This is a genomic window from Rhodococcus wratislaviensis (assembly GCF_041228765.1).
In the GTDB taxonomy this organism is placed as follows: Bacteria; Actinomycetota; Actinomycetes; order Mycobacteriales; family Mycobacteriaceae; genus Rhodococcus_F; species Rhodococcus_F wratislaviensis.
In genome coordinates this window covers 2579356-2603282 of sequence record NZ_CP150488.1, presented here as the reverse complement: position 1 = coordinate 2603282, position 23927 = coordinate 2579356, and the positions used below count along the sequence as shown (strand labels likewise).

29 protein-coding genes and 1 pseudogene are annotated in these 23927 nt (G+C 67.9%); 14 read left to right on the top strand and 16 right to left on the bottom strand.

Features of this window, described 5'->3' with window-relative positions; genetic code table 11:
• Positions 1–37: 37 nt before the first annotated feature.
• Complete coding sequence (locus tag WKC72_RS11775) at positions 38–832, top strand: HAD-IIA family hydrolase (protein WP_052033043.1); 795 nt, start codon at positions 38–40, stop codon at positions 830–832.
• 21 nt (positions 833–853) lie between these two features.
• Here WKC72_RS11775 and WKC72_RS11770 read toward each other — a convergent pair whose 3' ends face one another.
• Together WKC72_RS11770 and WKC72_RS11765 are read right to left on the bottom strand one after the other, a co-directional pair.
• Positions 854–1393 (bottom strand): LppA family lipoprotein, encoded by a 540-nt coding sequence (locus WKC72_RS11770; protein WP_370182684.1) that lies wholly within the window; start codon positions 1391–1393, stop codon positions 854–856.
• A complete protein-coding gene (locus WKC72_RS11765; RefSeq protein ID WP_370182682.1) occupies positions 1390–3051 on the bottom strand; it encodes an alpha/beta hydrolase in 1662 nt (553 codons plus the stop codon). The genes WKC72_RS11770 and WKC72_RS11765 overlap by 4 nt, the downstream gene beginning before the upstream one ends.
• A 93-nt stretch (positions 3052–3144) precedes the next feature.
• Between WKC72_RS11765 and WKC72_RS11760 the strand changes: the two genes are divergently transcribed.
• Positions 3145–3465 (top strand): type VII secretion target, encoded by a 321-nt coding sequence (locus WKC72_RS11760; RefSeq protein WP_370182680.1) that lies wholly within the window; start codon positions 3145–3147, stop codon positions 3463–3465.
• A gap of 67 nt (positions 3466–3532) precedes the next feature.
• Here the strand turns inward: WKC72_RS11760 and WKC72_RS11755 are convergent, their stop codons facing one another.
• From WKC72_RS11755 to WKC72_RS11745, 3 genes are read right to left on the bottom strand one after another with little or no spacing between them, the layout of a single operon-like run.
• Complete coding sequence (locus WKC72_RS11755; RefSeq protein ID WP_081792324.1) at positions 3533–4756, bottom strand: O-succinylhomoserine sulfhydrylase; 1224 nt, start codon at positions 4754–4756, stop codon at positions 3533–3535.
• Positions 4753–5172: a rhodanese-like domain-containing protein gene (locus WKC72_RS11750; RefSeq protein WP_005562410.1), complete on the bottom strand. Its 420-nt coding sequence runs from the start codon at positions 5170–5172 to the stop codon at positions 4753–4755. The genes WKC72_RS11755 and WKC72_RS11750 overlap by 4 nt, the downstream gene beginning before the upstream one ends.
• Before the next feature lie 48 nt (positions 5173–5220).
• Positions 5221–5673, bottom strand: a complete 453-nt coding sequence (locus tag WKC72_RS11745; protein ID WP_037230749.1) for a hypothetical protein — start codon at positions 5671–5673, stop codon at positions 5221–5223.
• A 214-nt stretch (positions 5674–5887) separates the two neighbouring features.
• On the opposite strand from WKC72_RS11745, the gene WKC72_RS11740 reads away from it, so the two are divergent.
• Positions 5888–7279: an FAD-dependent oxidoreductase gene (locus tag WKC72_RS11740; RefSeq protein WP_370182678.1), complete on the top strand. Its 1392-nt coding sequence runs from the start codon at positions 5888–5890 to the stop codon at positions 7277–7279.
• A gap of 53 nt (positions 7280–7332) precedes the next feature.
• Here the strand turns inward: WKC72_RS11740 and WKC72_RS11735 are convergent, their stop codons facing one another.
• A complete protein-coding gene (locus WKC72_RS11735) occupies positions 7333–7902 on the bottom strand; it encodes a TetR/AcrR family transcriptional regulator (protein ID WP_037230751.1) in 570 nt (189 codons plus the stop codon).
• Positions 7903–8008: 106 nt separating this feature from the next.
• Between WKC72_RS11735 and WKC72_RS11730 the strand changes: the two genes are divergently transcribed.
• Positions 8009–8764, top strand: coding sequence for an amidohydrolase (locus WKC72_RS11730; protein ID WP_370182676.1), 756 nt, complete (start codon positions 8009–8011; stop codon positions 8762–8764).
• 15 nt (positions 8765–8779) lie between these two features.
• On the opposite strand, the gene WKC72_RS11725 is transcribed toward WKC72_RS11730, so the two are convergent.
• The 5 genes from WKC72_RS11725 to cobF form a co-directional block, all read right to left on the bottom strand.
• Complete coding sequence (locus WKC72_RS11725) at positions 8780–9541, bottom strand: hypothetical protein (protein ID WP_128641475.1); 762 nt, start codon at positions 9539–9541, stop codon at positions 8780–8782.
• 98 nt (positions 9542–9639) lie between these two features.
• The gene (locus WKC72_RS11720; protein WP_370182675.1) at positions 9640–10122 is read right to left on the bottom strand and encodes a DUF456 domain-containing protein; all 483 of its coding nucleotides are present in this window, start codon (positions 10120–10122) and stop codon (positions 9640–9642) included.
• Positions 10119–11330 carry a formate-dependent phosphoribosylglycinamide formyltransferase gene (gene purT / locus WKC72_RS11715; protein WP_370182674.1) on the bottom strand — a complete coding sequence of 404 codons (1212 nt, stop codon included), beginning with the start codon at positions 11328–11330 and terminating at the stop codon, positions 10119–10121. The genes WKC72_RS11720 and purT overlap by 4 nt, the downstream gene beginning before the upstream one ends.
• 38 nt (positions 11331–11368) lie before the next feature.
• Complete coding sequence (locus WKC72_RS11710) at positions 11369–12235, bottom strand: Fpg/Nei family DNA glycosylase (RefSeq protein ID WP_037230756.1); 867 nt, start codon at positions 12233–12235, stop codon at positions 11369–11371.
• A gap of 55 nt (positions 12236–12290) precedes the next feature.
• Positions 12291–13031, bottom strand: a complete 741-nt coding sequence (gene cobF, locus WKC72_RS11705; protein ID WP_370182672.1) for a precorrin-6A synthase (deacetylating) — start codon at positions 13029–13031, stop codon at positions 12291–12293.
• Between the two features lie 86 nt (positions 13032–13117).
• On the opposite strand from cobF, the gene WKC72_RS11700 reads away from it, so the two are divergent.
• The 4 genes from WKC72_RS11700 (at position 13118) to WKC72_RS11685 (ending at position 15297) form a co-directional block, all read left to right on the top strand.
• Complete coding sequence (locus WKC72_RS11700; RefSeq protein ID WP_105415229.1) at positions 13118–13918, top strand: thymidylate synthase; 801 nt, start codon at positions 13118–13120, stop codon at positions 13916–13918.
• Positions 13918–14424, top strand: coding sequence for a dihydrofolate reductase (locus tag WKC72_RS11695; protein WP_128641473.1), 507 nt, complete (start codon positions 13918–13920; stop codon positions 14422–14424). The genes WKC72_RS11700 and WKC72_RS11695 overlap by 1 nt, the downstream gene beginning before the upstream one ends.
• Before the next feature lie 57 nt (positions 14425–14481).
• On the top strand, positions 14482–14895 hold the full coding sequence (locus tag WKC72_RS11690; RefSeq protein WP_370182671.1) for a hypothetical protein: 414 nt from the start codon (positions 14482–14484) through the stop codon (positions 14893–14895).
• A 75-nt stretch (positions 14896–14970) separates the two neighbouring features.
• Positions 14971–15297, top strand: coding sequence for a cupin domain-containing protein (locus WKC72_RS11685; RefSeq protein WP_005254209.1), 327 nt, complete (start codon positions 14971–14973; stop codon positions 15295–15297).
• A gap of 222 nt (positions 15298–15519) precedes the next feature.
• Here the strand turns inward: WKC72_RS11685 and WKC72_RS11680 are convergent, their stop codons facing one another.
• Positions 15520–15711, bottom strand: a complete 192-nt coding sequence (locus tag WKC72_RS11680) for a hypothetical protein (RefSeq protein WP_370182670.1) — start codon at positions 15709–15711, stop codon at positions 15520–15522.
• A 26-nt stretch (positions 15712–15737) separates the two neighbouring features.
• On the opposite strand from WKC72_RS11680, the gene WKC72_RS11675 reads away from it, so the two are divergent.
• Together WKC72_RS11675 and WKC72_RS11670 are read left to right on the top strand one after the other, a co-directional pair.
• Complete coding sequence (locus WKC72_RS11675) at positions 15738–16094, top strand: hypothetical protein (RefSeq protein ID WP_370182669.1); 357 nt, start codon at positions 15738–15740, stop codon at positions 16092–16094.
• On the top strand, positions 16091–16816 hold the full coding sequence (locus tag WKC72_RS11670) for an SRPBCC domain-containing protein (RefSeq protein WP_370182668.1): 726 nt from the start codon (positions 16091–16093) through the stop codon (positions 16814–16816). The genes WKC72_RS11675 and WKC72_RS11670 overlap by 4 nt, the downstream gene beginning before the upstream one ends.
• 12 nt (positions 16817–16828) lie before the next feature.
• Here the strand turns inward: WKC72_RS11670 and WKC72_RS11665 are convergent, their stop codons facing one another.
• Positions 16829–17452 (bottom strand): hypothetical protein, encoded by a 624-nt coding sequence (locus tag WKC72_RS11665; protein ID WP_009474921.1) that lies wholly within the window; start codon positions 17450–17452, stop codon positions 16829–16831.
• A gap of 117 nt (positions 17453–17569) precedes the next feature.
• Between WKC72_RS11665 and WKC72_RS11660 the strand changes: the two genes are divergently transcribed.
• Positions 17570–19216: a GAF domain-containing sensor histidine kinase gene (locus tag WKC72_RS11660; protein WP_037230762.1), complete on the top strand. Its 1647-nt coding sequence runs from the start codon at positions 17570–17572 to the stop codon at positions 19214–19216.
• An 8-nt stretch (positions 19217–19224) separates the two neighbouring features.
• On the opposite strand, the gene WKC72_RS11655 is transcribed toward WKC72_RS11660, so the two are convergent.
• Positions 19225–19860 carry a response regulator transcription factor gene (locus WKC72_RS11655; protein WP_037230763.1) on the bottom strand — a complete coding sequence of 212 codons (636 nt, stop codon included), beginning with the start codon at positions 19858–19860 and terminating at the stop codon, positions 19225–19227.
• Positions 19861–20032: 172 nt separating this feature from the next.
• Between WKC72_RS11655 and WKC72_RS11650 the strand changes: the two genes are divergently transcribed.
• Positions 20033–20896, top strand: coding sequence for a nitroreductase family protein (locus tag WKC72_RS11650; protein ID WP_112300985.1), 864 nt, complete (start codon positions 20033–20035; stop codon positions 20894–20896).
• 23 nt (positions 20897–20919) lie between these two features.
• Positions 20920–21870 carry an acyl-ACP desaturase gene (locus WKC72_RS11645; RefSeq protein WP_370182667.1) on the top strand — a complete coding sequence of 317 codons (951 nt, stop codon included), beginning with the start codon at positions 20920–20922 and terminating at the stop codon, positions 21868–21870.
• Between the two features lie 265 nt (positions 21871–22135).
• Here WKC72_RS11645 and WKC72_RS11640 read toward each other — a convergent pair.
• A pseudogene (locus WKC72_RS11640) lies at positions 22136–22873 on the bottom strand (alpha/beta hydrolase family protein); the annotation flags it as partial.
• On the opposite strand from WKC72_RS11640, the gene WKC72_RS11635 reads away from it, so the two are divergent.
• The gene (locus tag WKC72_RS11635; protein ID WP_370182666.1) at positions 22806–23027 is read left to right on the top strand and encodes a hypothetical protein; all 222 of its coding nucleotides are present in this window, start codon (positions 22806–22808) and stop codon (positions 23025–23027) included. The pseudogene WKC72_RS11640 and the gene WKC72_RS11635 overlap by 68 nt on opposite strands.
• Here the strand turns inward: WKC72_RS11635 and WKC72_RS11630 are convergent.
• The gene (locus WKC72_RS11630) at positions 23011–23901 is read right to left on the bottom strand and encodes a universal stress protein (protein ID WP_037230765.1); all 891 of its coding nucleotides are present in this window, start codon (positions 23899–23901) and stop codon (positions 23011–23013) included. The two genes, WKC72_RS11635 and WKC72_RS11630, sit on opposite strands and share 17 nt — an antisense overlap.
• Positions 23902–23927 lie beyond the last annotated feature (26 nt).

The window sequence follows — 23927 nt, the reverse complement described above, 5'->3', positions numbered from 1 at the left end:
GAGCAACGACGTAGAGCACCCGGGCTGGACCTACCTCATGGACATGGACGGCGTTCTCGTCCACGAAGAGCACCTGGTCCCCGGGGCCGACCTGTTCCTGGCCGAACTCCGGGAGTCGGGTACCCCGTTCATCGTGCTAACCAACAATTCGATCAGGACTCCGCGCGACCTCCGCGCCCGTCTGCTCCGCACCGGCCTGGACATTCCCGAGGAATCGATCTGGACGTCCGCCCTGGCCACCGCGACGTTCCTGGCGAGCCAGCGTCCGGGCGGCAGCGCGTACGTCGTCGGCGAATCCGGGCTCACCACCGCGCTGCACGACATCGGGTACGTCCTCACCGAGAACGATCCCGACTACGTGGTCCTCGGCGAGACCCGCACCTACTCCTTCGAGGCCATCACCACCGCAATTCGTCTGGTGGAGAGGGGCGCTCGCTTCATCGCCACCAACCCCGACCCCACCGGGCCGTCCCGGGAGGGTTCCCTTCCGGCCACGGGATCCGTTGCGGCACTGATCAGCAGGGCCACCGGTCGCGACCCGTACTACGTGGGCAAGCCGAATGCGCTGATGATGCGCTCGGCGCTGCGGGCCATCGGCGCGCACTCCGCGAACACATTGATGATCGGCGACCGCATGGACACCGACATCGTCTGCGGGCTCGAGGCCGGGTTGCAGACCATCCTCGTCCTCACCGGAATTTCGACGCGGGATTCGGTGGAACTGTTCCCCTACCGCCCCACCGCGGTGCTCAAATCGGTCGCCGATCTGGTCGGCCGCACGTCGGATCCGTTCGGCGGCGATGCGGCTCCGCCGCCCGTGAGTACTTCTTAACCGCGGGACGTTAACAAGTACTCACGGGTGGCGGCAGCCGGTGATGCCCCTGATGGCCGCTGCCCGGTACGTCCCGAACGTGATCCGGTTCCCGTCCCCACCGGCGAACGTGACGTCGTGGCGTCCGGGTCGGTCGGTGTGCACGTCGAGCCGGTCCATTCCGGCGTCGGTGGCGATCGCACGGGCCGCGGTCAGCACGGCGGGCCAGTCGGCGTCGCCGATCGGGTTGTCGGACAGCAATACCTGCGTGGTGACGGAAAGCCCCTCCGTGTACGCATACGGTCCCGGGCACCCGCCGCCCTGGCTGCGTTCGCGATGCCACCGCCACCGGACGTCCGGTGCTATCGCAGCGACGGCCTCGCTGATCCGCACCAGCGCATCGGTGACCTGCCGCTCGGTGACCGCGAGTGTCGGCCGGCCGCTCAGGCTCGCTGCCGCCGCAGCGATCTCGTCGTCGCTGAAGTTGTACGGGTTGTCCGTCACGCCACCACATCCGCTCGTCAGGATCGCCGCGCCGATCACGGCGACCGCCGTCATTGCCCATTCGCCGCGGACCCTCACCGGATCGCCAGTTCCGGCATGCCCGCGATGATCACCGCCATGTTGTATCCGGACGTCCGTAACTCTCCGTTGCCGCTCGGCCGTGGATACTCGCTGTGCCCGTTGGCATCTTCCCGCTGCACGCCGTCGGGGGTCGACGCCTCGCGCACCGACAGTTGTTCGAGGTCCGTCTGCACCGGATCGGGGCCGAGCCTGCCGAACCCGTCTGCCACGGTGATGGGGTCGTCGTGTGCGCGCATCACGAACCCGTGCCGGGGTGTCAAACCGAGATCCGATTCGTCGTTCGCGTGGAACCCGGGCGACCCGTAGAACACGGCGTCGTCGACCGGTTGCCGCGGTCCCGCGTCCTGCAGGGCCAGGCCCTGGGTGTACGAACCATACGAATGGCCGAGCGCGGTGATGTGCGGATCGGGCGTCCGCGAGGCGACGTCGAGGCCCTCGTAGAACGCGGCGAGCTTCGGTGCACCCGCGGTCGCGCGGTCGGACTGCCAGGAATCGACGAGCCATCCACGCCCGAGATTCTGGTCGATGAACGGCACATCGAAATTGCCCGGACCGGTGGTCGTCGGCGGTTGATACCCCAGCCACGCGATCGTCGACACCGAATCGCTCGAGCGGCCGGCCAGGTCCAATTGCCGTTCGGTCTCGGCTTTCAGCGCCGCCGCCTCCTCGGTCATCCCGCGCAGCGAGGCGACGGTCGTGTCGATGCCCGGTGTGGTGACGGAGATGTGGTCGGCGGTGTCCGGGTCGCCGAGTGCGAATGCGGTCATCGTCCGTTCACCCGACTGCAGGTCGAGCAACATCAGCCTGCCGTCCGGGTGAGCGCGCACGAGTTCCTCGAGGTTGTCGAGGTCCCGCAACTTCTGCTCGGCGTACCACAGTTCGGCGTCGTCGTCGGTGAATGTTCCACCGAACATGGTGTGGTCCAGCCTGTCCCGGAGTCGGTCTCGTTCCGTCTCCCACCGCGACCGCTCGTCGTCGAACCGGGTCACGTTCGCCTCGTGCCGCACCGCGGACGGGATGCCGTCGCGATTTCCCACCCATTCGGGATGCTGCTCGATCACCTCGCGGCGCTGGGCTGCCGGCAGGGCGTCCCAGTACGCGCGGTTGTCGAGCGGGGAGCCGTCCGGCGGGGGCGCCGGGGCGGACAGTCCGGTGCCCGGGCGATCCGCCTCACCGGGTTCGGTCGCGCCGTCCGCGGCCCGCGTGAGGACGGCGGCCGCGTCGGCGACGAGGTCCTCCGCGTGCAGAATCAGCGCGCGGGCGGCGGCACGGAGTTCTTCACGACGCGCTGCCACCGAGGCGTCGACGGGCGATCCATCGGTGACATCCCCATTGTCGGACAGGGCCATACCGTGGGTGGCAGCCGCTTCCCGGACGCCCTCGAGCTCGGTCTTCAGGTGCGTGACCGCGTCGACCAGGTCGCGGGCCAATTTCTCGACGACGGCGATCGCCGCGGCCTCGCCGCTCAGATCATCCGCGGCGCTCCGGAACCGCCGACGTGCAGCGTCCGCGGCGTCGTCCTGCCACGCCGGCAACCGGCCGATGTCGGCGAGACGGTCCTGCACGAAACGGATCGTCGCCGCCCGCGCGGACAGCGACCGTTGCACGGCGTGAAGCGCGTGGGTGTCCCACTGGGCAATGTCCCTCAGATTCACGATCCCCCCCAGGATGCATAATGCCCGTACCCTAACGGATCGATCGCGTCCGCGGGAGTCCGATCTCGTCTCGACCGACACGAAGGATCGAAAATGAGCGGTTCCATCCACGTCGACACCGCGGCCCTCCGCGCAGCGGCCGGTCAGCTCGACGTCCTGTTCGACGATGCGTCCTCACAGCTGAACACCACCGACGCGGCCCTGGCCGACTCGGGTGCGGCGTGGCCGGAGGCGGCCGGCGTCGCGTTCGGCCGGTTCACGTCCTACCTCGACGATCGGCGGGAACTGTTGCAGCGGACTGTGGCCGAGATGTCGGCGAGTCTCGCCGAGAGCGCGCGGCGGTACGACACTCAGGACGGGACCACAGCCGGGCACCTCGACGCGGTCACGCCGGCGACGAGCCTCGACCTCTAGGAGCTTCGCACCCGTGCGCCTTTCTGGTTGCTGGAACAACCAGAAGGCGCACGAGCGGCGGAGCCGCCTATGCCAGCGCCTGCTCCAGGTCCGTCAGCAGGTCCGCGGTGTCTTCGAGTCCCACGGACAGCCGGACGACGCCGTCGGTGATGCCCACGGCTGCACGACCTTCCGGGCCCATCGCCCGGTGGGTGGTGGTGGCGGGGTGGGTGATGAGCGACTTGGAGTCGCCGAGGTTGTTGGAGATGTTGACCAGCCGCAGGGCGTCGAGGAGTTCGAATGCCCGCTTCTTCGCTTCGCCCTCGGATGCGTTCAGCGCGAACGTGACGACGGTGCCGCCGCCGCTCATCTGGCGCTTCGCGAGTTCGTACTGGGGGTGCGACTCGAGGAACGGGTACTTGACCCAGTCGACAGCGGAGTGACCCTCGAGGAACTGTGCGATCTCCAGTGCGGACCCGACGGAGTGCCGCACCCGGATCGGCATCGTCTCGAGCCCCTTGAGGAGCGTCCACGCGTTGAACGGGCTCAGCGCCGGCCCGGTGTGGCGCATCAGGTTCTGGACGGGCCCCTCGATGTAGTCCTTCGGTCCGAGGATCGCCCCGCCGAGCACGCGGCCCTGGCCGTCGATGTGCTTGGTGCCGGAGTAGACGACGATGTCGGCACCCAACTCCAGGCTGTGCTGCAGCAGCGGCGTCGCGAACACGTTGTCCAGCACGACCTTTGCGCCGGCGGCGTGCGCGAGTTCCGTCACCCGGGGCACGTCGACGAGCGTCTGCATCGGGTTCGACGGTGTCTCGAAGAACACCGCGGTGGTCGGCTCGGACAGAGCCTTCTCCCACTGGTCGAGGTCTTCACCGTCGACGAACACCGTCTCCACACCCCAGCGGGGCAGGATCTCGTTGCACACCACGAAGCAGGAGCCGAACAGGCTGCGTGCCGCAACCAGCCGGTCGCCGGCCTTCAGCAGCGCACCCAGCGCGGTGAACACCGCGGACATGCCGCTGGCGGTGCCGAAGCACGCTTCCGCGCCCTCGATGAGGCGCAGCCGCTCCTCGAACATCTTCACGGTCGGGTTGCCGTACCGGGAGTAGACGAAGTGGTCGATCTCGCCGGTGAACGACGCCTCGGCCGCTCCCGCGCTCTCGAACACGAAACCGGAGTTCAGGAAGATCGCTTCGGACGTCTCTTCGAAGCCGGAGCGGAGGGTTCCTCCGCGCACGCTGATCGTGCCCTGGCCGATGTCGTCCGGCAGCGCCTTCTGAAACGCGCCGCCCTGAGGAATTGCACTCACCACTGCCTCCACGGCAGGCCCAAAGCCCGCCAGCCGACCGCCCCACGATGACCTTCGGCGTCCAGGCCGCCTTCGAAACCGTCGAGCACGTTGTACGACGGGCCGATGCCCGCCGCTGTCGCGGCCTCCGCCGCACCGATGGACCGCTGGCCGGAACGACACAGGAAGATCACCGGGGCATTCTCGCCACCCGCGATCCCCGCCTCCTTCAGCTGGTCCACGAAGTTGTCGTTACGAGTGCCCGTCGGGTAGCTGACCCATTCGATCAGCACGGTCTTCCGCCCGAGCGAGGTGGTGTCGGGCACGCCGACGTACTTCCACTCGGCGTCCGTCCGCACGTCCACGAGCACAGCGTCGGGATTCTCGCGGAGCAGCTCCCAGGCATGCTCCGGCGTTATGTCGCCTGCGTAACTCACCATGTCAGCTTTTCACAACCCTGTTCGGTGCGCCCTTCCGGGCAACGGTCAGTTGCAGACGACCCATGTCTCGCCGTCCCGCGTCAATTGCCATGTATCCGTCGTCTCGCCCTTGCCGTCGTCGGCGCTGACCCGGACCTCCGCCCGCGCACGGTCCCCGTTGACCTCCGACGACTCGACGCCCTTCAGCGTGACCTCGCCTTCCCGGTCCCGGAGCACCGACCGGTCGTCGGACCACGACGCGCAGACCAGCGTCTTCTGCAGATCGGCGTCGTCGTGGTTGTGGGCCTGGATGAAGTCGGCGACCGAACGGTTGATGCGGTCCGCTTCCGTGACGTTCTCGTCGGCGGGCGAGAGCCTGCTGGACACGACGATGGCGACCAGGATGACGACGATGACGGTGACGGCGGCGATGAACGGCACCGCCGTGGTGCGCCGCGGATCCACCGGATCTTCGGTGCCTTCCGCGTCGCGCTGGGGCGATTCGCTCGAACCGGACATGACTTCCCTTCGATCTCGGCGTGGCCACGAGTGTATAGAGCAGCCCCTACAAATCGTGTTTGTGACCCCCCAAGACGAAGGCGACTACCCTCTACAGGCGTGCGTCCCGAGAATGGGCTCTGCCCTGTCTGCCGCACCTCGGCCACCCGATTAGGCTGGGCTTAATTTAAGCTGAGGTTTCGTTGTCCGCCCATCAGAAGGTAGTTCGCTCCAGATGACTGATCAGACACGTCCGTTGCGCGTTGCGATCGTGGGTGCCGGCCCCGCCGGTATCTACGCAGCCGACGCTCTCATGAAATCCGATGCCGCGTCTGACGGCGGGATCAGCATCGACCTCTTCGAGCGGATGCCTGCCCCCTTCGGTCTGATCCGGTACGGCGTCGCACCCGACCACCCGCGCATCAAGGGCATCATCACCGCCCTGCACAAGGTGCTCGACAAGCCGTCGGTGCGCCTGCTGGGCAACATCGACTACGGCAGCGACATCACCCTCGAAGACCTGCACAACTTCTACGACGCGGTGATCTTCTCCACCGGCGCCAACGCCGACCGCGCCCTCAACATCCCGGGCATCGAACTGGACGGCAGCTACGGCGCCGCCGACTTCGTCTCCTGGTACGACGGCCACCCCGACGTCCCGCGCACCTGGCCCCTGGAGGCCGAGAAGGTCGCCGTCCTCGGTGTCGGCAACGTCGCCCTCGACATCGCCCGCGTCCTCGCCAAGACCGGCGACGAACTGCTGCCGACGGAGATCCCCGCCAACGTCTACGAGGGACTCAAGGGCAACAAGGCCGTCGAGGTCCACGTGTTCGGTCGCCGCGGACCCGCGCAGGCCAAGTTCACCCCCCTCGAGCTGCGTGAACTCGACCACTCGCCGACGATCGAGGTCATCGTCGATCCCGAGGACATCGACTACGACGAGGGCTCCGAGCAGGCGCGCCGCAACTCCAAGCAGGTCGACATGGTCGCCAACACCCTGCAGGACTGGGCCATCCGCGACGTGGGCAACCGCCCGCACAAGCTGTTCCTGCACTTCTTCGAATCGCCCTCCGAGGTGCTCGGCGAAGACGGCAAGGTGGTCGGTCTGCGCACCGAGCGCACCCAGCTCGACGGCACCGGCAACGTCAAGGGCACCGGCAAGTTCAACGACTGGGACGTGCAGGCCGTGTACCGCGCGGTGGGTTACCTGTCGCAGAACATCGCCAAGCTCCCGTTCGACGAGCAGGCAGGCACCGTCCCGAACGAGGCCGGACGCGTCATCGCCGACGACTCCGCCGAGGGCAACGACCGGTTCATGCCCGCCACCTACGTCACCGGCTGGATCAAGCGCGGCCCGGTCGGCCTGATCGGCCACACCAAGGGTGACGCCAACGAAACCGTCGCGAACCTGCTCGAGGACCGGTCCGGTTTCGCCGAGCCCGCCAACCCGTCCGAGGACGCGATCATCGACTTCCTCGAGGGCAAGCAGGTCCCGTACACCACCTGGCAGGGCTGGTACCGCCTCGACGCGCACGAGCGCAGCCTGGGCGAGCCCGAGGGCCGGGAGCGGATCAAGGTCGTCGAGCGCGAAGACATGCTCAAGGCCAGCGAGCCCGACAAGGCCTGATCTTCCGAATCGGTGTGAAGGGAACCTCCTGCGGGAGGTTCCCTTCCGTCGTCTCAGGCCAGGTGTGACGACAGCGCCCGCAACGCCGTGAGCAGTTCCTCGGCCGACATCGCGTGGTCGGGGTCGACCAGCCACTGCTCCGCGACGCCGAGCAGCAGCGCCTGGTACAGCGCGCCCAGCGTGTGCGCCCGGCCCGGCTCGATGCCCGCGTCACCGAAGAGCTCGACCAACCCGTCGCGGGCATCGGCGGTCGACGCCACCAGGTTCTTTCTCAATTCCGGCAGGGAGTCCAGGTGCCCGAGCAGTTCGAACTGCAGCATCCACAACCGACGATGGGCGGTGAACGACTCGATGACACCGGTCCAGATGGCCTCGAACCGTTCCGTGGGACTCATGCCGGGTTCGATCTTCTTCGCGGCGGCCGTCGCGAGGTCGTCACCCCAGCGTGCCATCTCCCGGTACAGCGCGGCGTGGAGCAGCGTCTCCTTGGTCCCGAAGTGGTAGCCGATGGCCGCGAGGCTCACCCCGGATGCCGACGCGATGTCCCGGGCCGTCGTCCGCGAGTATCCCTTTTCGTACAGGCTGCGCGCGGCGCCGTCGATCAGGTCTTCGCGATTTCCCATGACCTCACCCTAATGAGCCTGAGACGTAGGTGTAGGACGCTCGTACCAGCACTCGCGGACCGCTCCGCGACTCGGCGTGTCCCCCGCACAAGGCAGGATGTAAGTCGTGTTTGACGCCCACGTTCACATCATCGACCCCCGGTTCCCGGTGGTCGAGAACCACGGCTACCTCCCGGAGCCGTTCACCATCGCCGACTACCGGGCGCGCACGGAAGGCTTCGGTGTGGACGGCGGCGCCGTCGTCACGGCCTCGTATCAGGGCACCGATCAGAACTACCTGAAGGCGGCGCTCACGGAGCTCGGCCCCAGCTGGGTGGGCGTCACCCAGATGGAGCCCGACGCCACCGACGAGAGCATCCTCGAACTCGATCGCGCCGGGGTTCGCGCCGTCCGATTCAACCTCCGGCGCAGCGCGACCGACGTGAAACTCCTCACCAAGCAGGCCCTCCGTGCATACGAGCTGGCCGGCTGGCACGCCGAGTTCTACGTGGACGCCACGCTGCTGCTGTCGCTCGAGCCCGTGTTCGCCAAGCTGCCCGCGGTGTGCATCGACCACCTGGGGATGTCGACCCGGGGTCTGCCGTACCTGCTCGACCTCGTCGACCGAGGAGTCCGGGTGAAGGCCACCGGGTTCGGGCGAACCACCATCGAGAACGTCGGCGACGTGCTGCGCAAGATCCACGCCGTCAACCCCGAGGCGCTGATGTTCGGTACCGACCTTCCGGGTAGCCGTTCCCGAAGAGTGTTCCAGGACAGCGATATCGACATCGTCGCGGACGCGGTGGGTGACGACTTCGACGCCGTCATGGGCGGCAACGCACGCGCCTGGTACCGCTGCGACACTCCCGGAGGAACCTGCTAGCACGTAGGCCCCTTGTCAACAGCCTTCCATCTGCACACTGTTCATCGACACCATCTCGGCCACCGGCGGCGTCTGCGGTTGCGACACCAGCCACGTGTTGTAGTTGTTCATCTCGTCGCAGTCGAGCTGTTCGCGGCGTTCCTGCCGCCGCTCACGCTGCCGATCGTCCATCTGGTCGTCATTCCGGTCGACGGCGATGCCGCCTGCGGTCGACCCGTTGGCCTGCCGTTCGAGCCCCCGGACGCCGTCGGCGGTCATGATCCAGCCGAGGGTGTAGTCGGCGCCGTCGCGGTTGGTGGTTGCCCGGAACATGCCCTCGTCGGCGCCGGCCGGGTGGGCAACGAACGCCTTGTCGGGCATACCCGGCGCGCTGACCTGCCCCGTCACGGTGCCGTCACTCATCGACGCGGTGAGGGTCGCTCCGTCCGGCGAGGACAGCGACGCCTTGTCGCCGTCCATGGTGCCGGTCATCCATGTCCACATCTGGTCTCCGTCGCACAGGAAGGCGATCATCTCGTCGCCGGACCTGGCCAGCGCGACGTACGCGTCGGATCCGTCGACCGAACCGACGTAGGTCGGCTCCATCTGCGGGGTCATCACGAAGGGTGACGGAACCTTCTCCATCATGTTCGACGCGGGCGCCGCTTCGCCGCTGCTCGTGGCAGCTGCGCTGGTCGTGCTCGGTGCCGCCGAGTCGGACGAGTCGTCGCCGCAGCCGCTCAGGGAGAGGGCCACGGCGGCGAGGGGCGCCAGGATCCAGGTCGTCTTCTTGTTCACGGCGTATTCCTCCGCTAGCCGGGAAGATCAACATCCGCATTTCATCATCGCAGGTGGAGGACGCTTCTGGATACCCCTCGGCGCCGATTTCGAACGACCTACGTCGCGACCACCGCAGCCAGCCACACACCCGAGGCGATCAGGGCGCCGAGCAGTTCGATCAGCATCGACAGTCCGACGGCCTTGCAGGCGTGCCACGTCGACGCCCACGCCCGGTTGTGCGCACGCAACCGGTACAGCTCGGCCACATACGTTCCCGCGATGAAGCCGAGGAACAACCCCACTACGGGAATGACGAAGAACCCCACGATCCCGGCCAGTCCGCCGACGATCAGCGACTTACTGGGAACCCCCGCCGTGCGCATCCGTTTACCGGGCCAGGTGTATTTGACGACGCCGCTGATCACGAGGAACACCGTTGCGACCGCGAACACCGTCCACGCCGTCGCGCCGCCGGTCATGATGGCCCACACCAGGATTGCGGCGAAGATGAGGATGGTTCCGGGCAGGATCGGGATGACGATTCCGACGAGCCCGATGACGACGGCCAGGCCGACGAGGAGTTCGGCGACCGGACTCACGCGACGGGCTCGACGCGGGATGCCGCCTCCCGCGCACGGCTGCGCGCGGTCTCGACGTCCGGTCCCGTGGACACGGCGACTCCCATCCGCCTGCGCACGAAACTCTCGGGCTTGCCGAACAATCGCAGGTCCGTCTCGGGGACCGCCATCGCATCGGCGACGCCCTCGAAGCTGATCCCCGCGGCGTCGACGCCGCCGTAGATCACCGCGGACGCACCGGGTGTCGTGAGGGTGGTGTCGACGGGCAGGCCGAGGATGGCGCGGGCGTGCAGTTCGAACTCCGAGAGTCGTTGCGTCCGAAGGGTGACCAGCCCCGTGTCGTGCGGGCGCGGACTGACCTCCGAGAAGTACACGTCGTCGCCCTTCACGAACAGTTCCACACCGAAGATCCCGCGGCCGCCCAGCGCCGTGGTCACCTTCTCGGCCACCTCCCGCGACCGGGCGAGTGCCGCGTCGCTCATCGGTTGCGGCTGCCACGACTCCACGTAATCGCCCGAGTCCTGCAGGTGCCCGATGGGCTCGCAGAAGAAGGTGCCCACCTCGCCGTCGGAACCGATCGCCCGGACGGTGAGCTGGGTGATCTCGTAGTCGAAGTCGACGAACCCTTCCACGATGACGCGGCCGTGATTGATGCGGCCGCCCGCGAGCGCGTACTCGCAGGCCGTCTCGACGTCGCCGGCGTCGCGCACCGTCGACTGTCCCTTGCCGGACGACGACATCACCGGCTTGATCACGCAGGGAAAGCCGATGCGTTCGGTGGCCGCCCGGACCTCCTCGAGCGATTCGGCGAACTCGTAGGGCGACGTCGGCAGCCCCAGTTCCTCCGCCGCGAGGCGCCGGATCCCCTCACGGTTCATGGTCAGCTGCGTCGCCCGGGCGGTGGGGATGACCACCGCGGTGCCGCGCTCCTCGACCGTGGCCAGCGCGTCGGTGGCGATCGCCTCGATCTCGGGGACCACGAAGTGCGGTCGTTCCTCCTCGACGAGACGCAACAGCGCGTCCGGGTCGCTCATGTCGATCGTGTGCGCGCGGTGCGCCACCTGGTGGCCCGGCGCATTGTCGTAGCGGTCGACGGCGATCACCTCCACCCCGAGCCGTTGGAGGGCGATGATCACTTCCTTTCCCAGCTCACCCGACCCGAGCAGCATCACGCGCGTCGCGCCTGCCGTCAGAGGTGTACCGAACCGTACGGGTGCCTGTTCACGCATGGTCACAACTATATGCGGGCACGGTTTCGCGCCGACGCCTACTTCAGCAGCCGCGACATCCGGCGGTCGGCGAGCACCTTGCCTCCGGTCTGACACGTCGCACAGTACTGAAAAGACTTCTCCGCGAACGACACTTCCCGGACAGTGTCGCCGCAGACCGGACACGGGAGGCCGGTCCGGGCGTGAACCCGCATGCCGGATCGCTTCTCCCCCTTCAGCCGCGCCGCATCCTGGCCCAGCGACCTCTGGACGGCATCGCTCAGCACGGACCGCATCGCGTCGTACAGCACGTGCACCTGGTCATCCGGCAGGGTGCGCGACGTGGCGAACGGGGAAATCTTTGCGGTGTGCAGGATTTCGTCGGAGTAGGCATTTCCGACCCCGGCGAGGAGCGACTGGTCGACGAGCGCATTCTTGATCCGCGCCGACGTCGTGGACAGCAGCGCGGCGAACTCGGGTTCGGTGACGGCAAGCGCGTCGGGCCCCAGCCGGGCAATCCCCTCCACCTCCTGAGGGTCGTGCACCACCCACACCGCGAGCCGCTTCTTGGTGCCCGCCTCGGTCAGGTCGAACGCCGGCGTCGCGCCCTCCGGGGTGAAGAAGTGCACTCGCAGCGCCAGCGGGCCCTTCCCCGGCTTCGGCGGCGCCGCCGACGGGTTGTCGGTCCAGCGCAACCAGCCCCCACGCGACAGGTGTGTGACGAGCCACAACCCGGAGCAGTCGAGTGCGAGGTGCTTGCCGAACCGGGCTGCGCCCGTCACGTCGCGACCCTGCAGGTCGGTGATCGGGGGGTCGAACGTCTTCAGCACGCTCAGGGCCGCCACGTCCACTCGGCCGACGACCGCTCCCACGGCGTGTTCACGCAGGAACTCGGCTAACGCCTCCACCTCGGGCAGCTCGGGCATGGTCCCAGGCTAACGGTAGGTGAGCGCCGAAGTGTGCTCCTCGACGCTTTCGCACTCACCTGCGGAGGAGATAGGTGTCCATGATCCAGCCCTTGCGTTCGCGCAGTTCGGCGCGCACCCGCTGGATCTCGTCCTCGACCTCGCGCAGGCGACCCGAGATCAGCACCTCGTCGGGTGTGCCGAGGTAGGCACCCCACCAGATCTGGACGTTGTCGCCGGGGACCTGGGTGAACGTGCAGTGGGCGTCGAGCATGACCACCGCGTTGTCGACGCCGTCGGGCAGGCCCTCGGCCAGTCGCCTGCCGGTCGTGACGTGCACGGGTTCGCCGATCCGGTTGAGCACGATCCGGTGCTGCGCGGCCAGCGACTGCACGCTGGTGACGCCCGGGATCACCGAGTAGTCGAACGACACGTTGCCGCGGGCGAGCACCCGCTCGACGATCCGCAACGTGCTGTCGTAGAGAGACGGGTCACCCCAGACGAGGATCGCCCCGACCCGCGGCTCGGACGCGAACTCGGCCTCGAACAGTGCCGCCCGGCGCTCGTGCCAGTCGTCCACCACGCCCTCGTAGTCGGACGGCGTGCGGTCGCGGGGCGGATCGACGATGTCGACGACGCGGTGCGGGCCGGTGACGTGCTCTTCGAGGATCGTGGTGCGGAGATCGACGAGGTCCTGCTTCTCGTCGCCCTTGCCGATGACGAAGAACACATCGGCCTTGTTCATCGCCTTGATCGCCTGGACCGTCACCTGGTCGGGGTCGCCGGCGCCGATGCCGATCACGAAGAGTTCACGCATGGCGGCAGGCTATCGCTCGTGCGCCTTTCCGGTTGTTCCAGCTACCGAAAAGGCGCACGGGCGGGGAGCGCCTTAAACTGGACGCCGTGACTGTGCCGACCCCGTACGAAGACCTGCTCCGACTCGTCATGGACACGGGCACCCCGAAGGCAGACCGCACCGGGACCGGCACGAAGAGCGTCTTCGGTCATCAGATGCGCTGGAACCTCGCGGACGGGTTTCCGCTGGTCACCACGAAGAAGGTGCACCTCAAGTCGATCGTCTACGAACTGCTGTGGTTCCTGCGCGGCGACTCCAACGTGAAGTGGCTCCAGGACAACGGCGTCACGATCTGGGACGAGTGGGCGGACGCGGACGGCGAACTGGGCCCGGTGTACGGCGTGCAGTGGCGCAGCTGGCCGACCCCGTCGGGCGAGCACATCGACCAGATCACCCAGACCATCGAGACGCTGAAGTCGAACCCGGACTCGCGTCGCATCATCGTGTCGGCGTGGAACGTCGGCGACATCCCGCAGATGGCGCTGGCACCGTGCCACGCGTTCTTCCAGTTCTACGTCGCGGACGGCAAGCTGTCGTGCCAGCTGTACCAGCGCAGCGCCGACCTGTTCCTGGGCGTGCCGTTCAACATCGCGAGCTACGCGCTCCTCACCCACATGGTGGCGCAGCAGGCCGGGCTCGAACCGGGCGACTTCATCTGGACCGGCGGCGACTGCCACATCTACGACAATCACGTCGACCAGGTCACCGAGCAGTTGAGCCGGGAGCCGTTGCCGTACCCCACGCTGAAGTTGAACAAGCGGGACTCGATCTTCGACTACACCTTCGAGGACGTGGAGATCGTCGACTACCGGCACCATCCCGCCATCAAGGCGCCGGTGGCCGTCTAGTGGCGGCGCGTCAGGTCAAGCTGGTCTGGGCCCAGGGCGTCGGCGGCGTCATCGGCCTCGACAACACGATCCCGTGGCACGTCCCCGAGGACATGGCGTATTTCAAGAAGGTGACGCAGGGCCACCCCGTGATCATGGGCCGCAGAACGTGGGACTCGCTGCCCCCGAGATTCCGGCCCCTTCCCGGCCGGCGCAACATCGTGATCAGCCGTCAGCCCGACTGGACCGCGGAGGGGGCCGAGTCCGCCGACGGGATCGACTCGGCGCTCGCGCTCACCGACGAGGACGTCTGCATCATCGGCGGCGCCCAGATCTACACGGCGGCAATGCCGCTCGCCACCCACCTGCTGGTCTCCGAGATCGACGTCACGATCGACGGCGACGCCTGGGCACCCCCGATCGACGACTCCTGGCACGCACAGGACACCGGCGAGTGGCGCACGTCGGAGAAGAACGGCACCCGGTACCGGTGGATCACCTACACGCGGGCATTACCTGCGAGGTAATTGAGAGCATTCGGCTTCGGCGCGAGTCTGAGTGACGTACCCGTTCACTCGTCTCACGTGAGGACCGCCGCCATGATCGCCGCGCTCGAAACCCACACCGCACTCTCCCCACTGCGCCTCGCCCTCCGCGTCGACGCCGTCGTCACCGGCGCCAACGGGGTCGCCTACCTCGCCGCCGCCACCGTGCTCGACGACGTCCTCGGCCCGACTGCCGGTTTCCTTCGTGCCATCGGCGTCTTCCTGCTCGTCTTCACCGCCGGGGTGTGGGCGGTGAGCGTGCCCGACCGTCCCGCGCCGGCCGCAGTGGACGCCGTCGTCCTCGCGAACGTCGTCTGGGTGGGCGCGAGCGTGGCCCTGGTGCTGACGGAGTGGCAGCACCTCACCACCGTCGGGGTCGTCTGGGTGCTGCTGCAGGCCGTGGTGGTCGGCGCGTTCGCCGCAGCCCAGGGCTGGGCCCTCACCCGGCGCTGACCGGCACCCCCTTTGCCGCCGCACCGTTACCCCATTCGACGGGTGACGGTGCGCGCAGTGGTTCATACTCACCTCATGGACAAGAAGTCACTGACCGCCCTTGCCCGTCAGCAACTGAAGTTGGCAGGCGGGACGTCCAGCGGCCGCAGTTCGCAGACCGTGTACGGCGGGCATCGGCGCAGCCTCCGACAGACTGTCATCGCCTTGGCCGCGGGCCAGAAGATGGCCGAACACGAGAGCCCGGGCGAGGCCACCCTGTTCATTCTCAGCGGCAAACTGAACCTCGTGTCCGGCGAGGACTCGTGGAAGGGTTCCACCGGCGATCTGCTGGTCCTTCCGACCGATCGGCACAGCGTCGAGGCGATCGAGGACGTCGCGTTCCTGCTCACCGTCGCCATGTGACGGTCGTGCTCGACCGTGTCGAAGATTCCGTTCGGAGCTCTGGCGGCTCGTGGGGTACCGCCGCGAGGTCGTCGACGACCTGCCCGATGCGAGTCGCGGATTCGGATTCTTCACGTTCATCCCGGGGACCGACGTGCTCGGCGTGCGCCTGGCGATGGACGGCCACCATACCGTCACCGCGATGCTCCTCACCGTCGCGGCACTGACCTGGATCGCGCTCGGCTACGTCGTTCCGTGGACCGCCGTGCTCGGCACCTCGGAACGTCCGGTGGTGGCGCGCGCCAACGGAACCTGGTTCATCTGGGTGGTCGCCGCCCAGTCGGTGGCCGTCGCCGCGCGGATGATGCTGTATCCGCTCCGGCCCCGGGACCTCACGGCGCCGTACTGGGTGTCGATGGGTGCGTGTGCGATCACGCATCGTCGAGATGGAGGATGCGCCGATGGTGAACGCCACGCGCGGCCTCATCGGCGGGCTCGCGGTGGTGTTCTGGGCGTTCGCGACGTGGTTGATCCCGGTCCTGGTGGCCGCCGGATGGTGGCGTCACGTCGCGCACAAGGTGCCATTGCGCTACGACGCCACCGTGTGGAGCATCGTGTTCCCGCTCGGCATGTACGCGGTCGCCGGCATCTACCTGGGGTGTGCGGACCATCTTCCGCTCGTCGGTATCGTCGGTAGTGCCGAACTGTGGTGTGCATTCACCGTGTGGTGCGTGGCGTTCGTCGTCATGGTGGTGCATTTCTGGCGGTCGGTGGTTCATGTCGGACCGGCAACAGTGAAGACGCAGGAGAACGCGTGACCGAATCCCAGACCGTGATCGAGGTGTCTGTCGCTGCGGCGCCGTCGGTGGTGTGGCCTGCCCTGCGCGACCCGGAGTTGATCCGGCGCTGGCACGGCTGGGACTACGCCGGCCTGGCCGACGAGATCAGGGAAATCTACTTCGACGACGTGAAGGAGGACGCCGCCGCCTTCACTCTCGCCCTGAACGGCGCCGACAAGTTCAGTCTCCACGAGCACGAGGGCACCACGCTGGTGCGGATCACCCGCCCGCCCCGCAGCGGCGACCCCGCCGCCGACGACTGGTACGACGACGTCACCGAGGGCTGGACCACGTTCCTGCAGTTCCTCAAGTTCGGCATCGAGCGGCACGGACTCGACGAGCGTCGCACGCTGTTCCTCGAAGGTCCGGTCGCGGAGGGTGATTCGGCGCGGCACCTGCTCGGCCTCGACAAACTCGAGGGCATGACGGTCGGCGATCATTTCACCGTGGTCGCCGAGACGGGCGATCTGCTGCACGGGGTGGTGTGTTTCGTGGGCGAACACCAGACCGCGGTGAGTGTCGACGACCTCGGCCCGGGACTGTTGCAGTTCGGCGAGCAGCCCGTCAACGCGGCACGCCCCAACGGCGGCGCGCAGATCCTGCTGGCGGCCTACGACCTGGACGACGAGGAGTGGGCCGAACTCGAAGAGCGCTGGAGAGAGTGGTGGCAGGCCCGGCCGGGAGCCGAACCTGCCACCTGAGTTCTCGAACGGTCAGGCGAGCACGGTGCCCAGGGTGGGCCACCAGATCGTGCTCTTGACGACGTTCGGTCCCACCTGATGGTTCAGCGAGCCGTACACGGCCGCCACGACGAGACCACTGCCGAGCCCGGCGACCGGCGGCGAGGAGACGACCGTGGGAACCGCGACGTTGTTCTGGTCCAGCTTCACGATGCCGCTGGCACCGGTGGCGAAGCTGTAGTACACGACGTCCAGTTCGGCGCCGGTCTGGTCGTTCGCGATGACGCCCGGGCCGCCGAAGAATCCGAAGCGGAACTGGTTGCTCATGTTGGTCGCCACGCCCGCGCCGTACAGCTGTCCGAGGACCGGACCGCCCTGCCCGGTGTCGGAGTACGCGGGGATCTGGAAGATCTGGCCGGGGAGGGCGATGTTCGTTGCCGCGGTGTCGGTCGGCGACGCGGCGAGTCGCTCGAGTGCCGCTTCGGCCTCGGGGTTCCCGGCGGCGACGGTGCGCAGCTTCGCGATCGCGGTGGCCGGGTCGACGACGGGGGCGGAATCTGCGGGCTGCGCCGACACGACACCGGTGAACATCATCGTCGCTGCCACTGCAGCGGTCAGACCTGCCGCGACCCGTCGCCCGAAGTGCCGTCGATTCATTCTTCTTCTCCCTCGTCACGTCAATGGGTAAGCATTAGTTCGAATGAGTAAACACTCGAGCCCTTATCGACGCCCCGGTTCGCGGCGTTACGCCGCCCCCGGACCTATGCTGCAGACATGGGATCGGACGGTGGGCACGAGGCGAGGATCAGTGAGTTTCGGGAGGGGCTCGCCGACGTGGTCCCCACCCGCCGAAGTCTGCAGCGCTTGTTCGAGGCGGTCCTCGTGGTCGGGTCGGGACTTGAGCTGGATTCCACCCTGCAGCGCATCGTCACTTCGGCGACGTCCCTGCTCGACGCCCGGTACGGCGCCCTCGGTGTCCACGCCCCCGACGGGGGCCTGTCGGAGTTCGTCTACGAGGGCATCACGCCCGAAGAGCGTGCGGACATGGGCCATCTGCCCGAAGGCCTCGGCCTGCTGGGACTGCTGATCCACGACCCTCGCCCGGTGCGCCTCGCCAATCTGGCCGATCACCCGGGGTCGATCGGCTTCCCACCCAATCATCCCCCGATGAAGAGCTTCCTGGGCATGCCGATCATGATGCGGGGCAAGGTTTTCGGTAGCATCTATCTCACCGAGAAACTCAGCGGACCCGAGTTCACCGACGAGGACGAGGTGATCCTGCGCGCGCTCGCGACCTCGGCAGGCGTGGCGGTGGAGAATTCGCGGCTGTTCGAGGAATCGCGGACGCGGGAGCGGTGGTTGACGGCCGTCGCGGCGATCACGTCCCGGCTGATGGTCGGCGGATCACTCGACGAAACGCTCCACACACTCGCCGCCGAGGTACGCGAACTGTCCAGCGGCGACGAGGTCTTCATCGTCGTCACGCTCGGCGAGGGCGCGGTGGTCGGGGCGGACAGCACGGTGCGGCCACTACGCGACACCTTCCGAATCGCCACCCAGGCCGAACCGTTCGCCGACGTGCTGCGCTCCCGCACTCCCGCACTGCTGACGGGTCTCGACGGTCTCGCACCGTTCTCCGCCGAGGCGGGCCGGGCCGCGGTGCTGCCGTTGTCGACGGCGTCGGGGGTCGGCGGGATCCTGGTGGTCACGGCGCGTGGCAACACTGCATGGGATCCGGACGAGGTCGCCCGACTCGAATCGGTGGCCGACCTGGCTGCCGTCGCGGTGGAATTCTCCGATCAGCAGAGCAAGCAACGCCTGCTGTCGGTGCTCGCCGACCGCGACCGGATCGCGCGGGACCTGCACGACAACGTCATTCAGCGACTGTTCGCCACCGGCATGAGCCTGCAGAGCACGCATGCAGTCGGAGACGTCCCGGACGGCGTGCGCTCCATCGTGGCCACCGCGGTCGAGCAACTCGATCGCACGGTGCGCGAGATCCGCACCACCATCTTCGATCTGCAGGCCACCGGCATCGCGTCCGCGACCAGTCTGCGCCGTCGCCTCCTCGACGTGATCGGCGACCTCACGTCCCAGTCACCGATCGCGCCGAACGTCCAGTTCTCCGGCGCCATCGACACTCTCGTGCCCAGCCGCATCCACCAGCACGCGGAGGCGGTGCTGCGGGAAGCCCTGAGCAATGCGCTGCGGCACGCGCGGGCCACTACCATCGACATCTCGGTGGCCGCCGGGGACGACCTCACCGTGACGGTCGCGGACGACGGCATCGGGATCGCCGACGGCGCCCGGCGCAGCGGACTGGACAACCTCGATCGGCGCGCCGAGCACTGCGGCGGCATCTGCACCGTCGACGCCGCCGGCGGTGGGACCGTCGTCACCTGGCGGGTTCCGTTGACGTGATGAAGAATTCAGCGCTGGTTGCGTAGTTCGGTGGCCAGCACGGCCGCCTGCGTGCGTCGTTGCATCCCGAGTTTGGACAACAGCCGCGACACGTAGTTCTTGATCGTCTTCTCGGCGAGGAAGAGCCGCTCGGCGATCTCCCGGTTGGTGAGCCCCTCGCCGATCAACTCGAACACGGCGCGTTCCTGCTCGGACAGTTCCGCCAGCGGGTCTTCCCGGCGCGCGGACCTGATCCGGTTCATCAGCGCCGATGTCGCCCTGCTGTCGAGCAGCGAACCGCCCTCCCCCACCGTCCGCACGGCCGCGACCAGGTCGGTGCCGAGGATCTGTTTGAGGACGAATCCGGACGCGCCGGCCATGATGGCGTCGAACAGCGCTTCGTCGTCGGAGTACGACGTGAGCATCAGGCACCGCAGTTCGGGCAGGGCCGCGCGGAGGTCCCGGCACAGTTCGACGCCGTTGCCGTCGGGCAACCGGACGTCGAGCACGGCGACGTCGGCGCCGCTGCCCGGGATCCGTGCCATCGCCTCGCCGACGGACGCGGCCTCCCCGACCACCTCGAGGTCGGGCACGCTGCCGAGTAGGTCGACCAGGCCTCGTCGCACGATCTCGTGGTCGTCGACCAGGAACACCCGCGTGGTCATGTCTGCACCTCCACCGTCTTCTCCTCGAACCGTACCGCGCCGGCGACCGGTGCCCACCCCTCCGGGACCTCTCCCTCACGCATTGGGGACCTTCGACCCAAGCGCAGGCGCCGCGGTGCGCGGAAAACTGAGGTTGCGGGGGAACACCCGGACACCACAACTGGAGGTCGCGATGAACAGCTGGTCGCTCAGTGACATCGAGGTGGTCTCCCGCGCCATCGTCTCGGCTCCGTCGGTCCACGACACGCAGCCGTGGGATCTGCGGCTGGACGGCAGGTGCGCGGAGGTCACGGAGCGTCGCGGTTTCACGGACACACCGCGCGCCGACCGCGTGATCTCGTGCGGTGCGGGTGTCGCGAACGTGGAACTCGCGCTGCGGGCGCTCGGCAAGAAGATCGAGACCGACCTGCTGCCCGATCCGCGCAGGCCCGACCTCGTCGCGACCGTTCGGGCCGTGGGCACAGCTTCCCCGTCGAGCACCGAGCTGAGACTCTTCTCCGCCATGGCCCGCCGTCGAAGTCATCGAGAAGCGTTCGCCGACATACCGGTTCCCGCGGCAACCATCGCCGACATTGTCGCCGCGGCGGAGATGGAGGGCGTCCGTGCTCGGCTGCTCGCCGCGGACGAGGCGCCCGCGCTCGCCGACGTGCTTCTCTATTCCGCCGACCGGGTTCGGCAGGATCCCGGCCACCAGCGCGACCTCTTCCCGTGGACGTCGCACTGGCTGCCGCAGGGCGGTCACGAGTCGGTGGACCCAATCCGGACCGTCGTCACCCGCGGCGTCCCCGATTCGGCACGACTCGCCGCGGCGATCGAGAGAGAGACCGTCCTCGTGTTCGTGTCGGACACGCAGGAGTCGATCGACCTGGTCCGCACCGGAATCTCGGTCGAACGGGCGTGGCTGACCGCCGTCGACGCCCGGCTGGGCGCCTCCGTCCTCTCCCACCCGCTTCGCGTCGACGATTCGGCGCATCGGCTGGCACGTCGACTCGATGTGCCGGGCTATCCACAACTGATCCTGCGAATCGGATACTGACAGAACAGAAACGGAGTGCCCTTGTGAGCCGCGTACTCACGGACCGCGAACTGCTGCACGAACTCGAGGACGTCGCCGAAGACAACGTCAACCGGCACCTCGCCATGGCCAAGGACTGGCATCCCCACGATTACGTCCCGTGGGACGACGGCCGCAACTTCGCCGCGCTGGGCGGCGAGGACTGGGATCCGGAGCAGTCCCGGCTCAGCGACACCGCGCGGGCGGCGATGATCACCAATCTGCTGACCGAGGACAACCTGCCGTCCTACCACCGCGAGATCGCCCAGCACTTCTCACTCGACGGCGCCTGGGGCACGTGGGTGGGCAGGTGGACCGCGGAGGAGAACAGGCATTCGATCGTGATGCGGGACTATCTGGTCGTGACGCGCGGGGTCGACCCGGTAGCGCTCGAGCTGGCCCGGATGGACCACATGACCCAGGGCTTCGATCCCGGCGGTGGGTCCATGCTGGATTCGGTGTCGTACGTGACGTTCCAGGAACTGGCCACCCGGGTGTCGCACCGGAACACGGGTAAGGCGTGCGGTGATCCGATCGCGGACCGGATGCTGGCCCGGGTGGCGGCCGACGAGAACCTGCACATGATGTTCTACCGCAACATCGTCGGTGCCGCCCTGGACGTCGCACCCGATCAGGCGATTGCCGCGATCCACAAGGTGGTGACCAACTTCCAGATGCCCGGCGCGGGAATGCACAACTTCCGCCGCAACGCGGTCCTGATCGCGAAGGGCGGGATCTACGACCTGCGCCAGCACCTCGACGACGTCGTCCTGCCCGTGCTTCGCAAGTGGAACATGTTCGAGCGTAACGATTTCGGACCGGACGGTGAACGCTGCCGCGAGGAACTCGCGGCGTTCCTGCAGAACCTGGAAGCCAAGGCGGCCCGGTTCGAGGAATCCCGGGACCGCGCGCTCGCCCGCGAGGCACGCCGCGGCGAACGCGTGGCAGCCCGCTAACGCACCTCGAAGACCAGCGGGTACCGCGACGCGGCGTCGTCGAGTTCCGGTGCGGGTCCCCCTTCAGGAAGCGGTCGAACATCCCCGCCACGAGGTCGTTCGTCGTGTCGACCACCTCCTGGCGGGGAGCCGCGCCGAGGCTGAAGCCGGCGGGCACATCCATTCCCGGGGGATCGGGGATCGCCTGCGGGACGTAGTGCTCGGCGTCGGTGAAGCTGAAGTGCCCGGTGTCCCGCAGTGCGTAGACCTTGCTCCAGGACCGGGGGGTCTCAAAATACTGCCCCCAGAACCTCTCCCGGCCTTCGGGGCTCTCGGCGTGACGCGAGTTGAGCACGCTGAGCAGGGGGGTGCCGGGATCCTGGGAGACGATCGGGCTCGCCGTGTTCGCATACAGGAGCGCTCCGTCGACATTGACTCCGGCGTCGACACGCGGATCGTCGAGGACGACCTGCGTGGTCGTGGCTCCGCCGATCGAATGACCGAACATCCCGATCCGGTCGGGATCGACGGCCGCGGGAAGACCGTCCGGCAGTAGCCGGCCGATCCCGTCGGGGTCGTCGCCGCGGGAGAGGGATTCGACGGTGTCGATGACGAACCTCGCATCCTCCACCCGGGTGTCGAGCGCCTTCTTCTGGGTGTCGGCGGAGTACGGATCGGTGATCTGGGCCGTGACGACGCGGCCGTCCGGGAACACCGTCGCGAGGGCCTCACCCGTGTGATCCATGCTGATCACCACGTAGCCGCGGCTCGCGAGGTCCTCGGCGGCGACCGTGTACAGGGTCCGCGGCACATAGAAGCCCGGCGAGAAGAGGACGACGGGAAGCGGGCGGGTTCCGCCCGCGGCGAATCCGGCGGGATAGGTGACCGTCACCGGGATGGATCGCGCACGGCCCGGCGTCCACGGATCGACGCGATCGTGATCCACCAGTTCGAGTGTGCTGACGCCGATGTTCGAATCGCTCGCAGGCAAGCGCAGCACCGTGCCGGTGTCGGCACGCGACATAGCCGGCTGGACCGAGGCCACCGCGCCGAAAACCACTGCGCCGGCGACCAGTCCCCGGAGTGTGCGGGTTGCCTTCACTCGAACCTCCTCCGCGAAGTCGAGCGAAGGCTACCGCACCATCGTCGTGATCGGGGGCGCTAGCTTTCCGGCCTGACGATCATCACCGGGCAGTCCGCGGTGTGGAGCAACGCGTTGCTGGTGGAGCCCAGCAGCATTCCCTTGAAGCCACCCCGGCCACGGCTGCCCACGACGATGAGCTGCGCCTTCTCGGCGAATTCGCTGAGCACCCGCACCGGACGGTCCCGCGCCACGACGCGTTCGACCGTCACGTCGGGATACCGCTCCTGGTATCCGGCGAGGCGCTCCGACAGCACCACCTCTTCACCCGTCTGGATGCTGCTCCACAGCGGGTCCTCCGGGCTGGCGCCGAGCGACGGCTGCACACTGACATCGCTCCACACATTGACCGCGACCAGGCTCGCACCGCGGGCGGCGGCCTGCTCGAACGCCACTTCCACCGCCGCCTTGCTGCTTTCCGAACCGTCGACGCCGACCACGATCGGCCCCTCGGTCGGCGGCTGACCGTCCATGGTCCGCCCCCGCACGACCACCAGCGGGCAATGGCCGTGCGCGGCGACCGCGGAGGTGGTGGAACCGACCAGCAGACCGGTGAACTCACCGTGCCCGCGCGAACCGAGCACCACCATGTGCGCGTTCGCGGAGAGCTCGATGAGTGTCTGGCTCACCTTGCCCTCGTGCTGTTCGGTAGTGATGTCGAGCGCCTCGTCCACCGTCTGCTTGGCATGGACCCGCGCACTGCCCAGCCGGGACTTCGCCGTGTCCTCGAGTTCTTCCTTGAAACTCTCGGCCAGGTACGGCTCGGTGTAGTAGAAGGCAGGAATGTGCACCACTGTCACGATGTGCAGTGGGAGCGACAGTGCGGCGGCGGCGCGCGCAGCCCACGCCACCGCGGCCGAGGCCGACTCGGATCCGTCCACACCCACGACGATCGGCTTGATTCCGGTCATGGTCACCTTTCCTGATTATTCCGGCT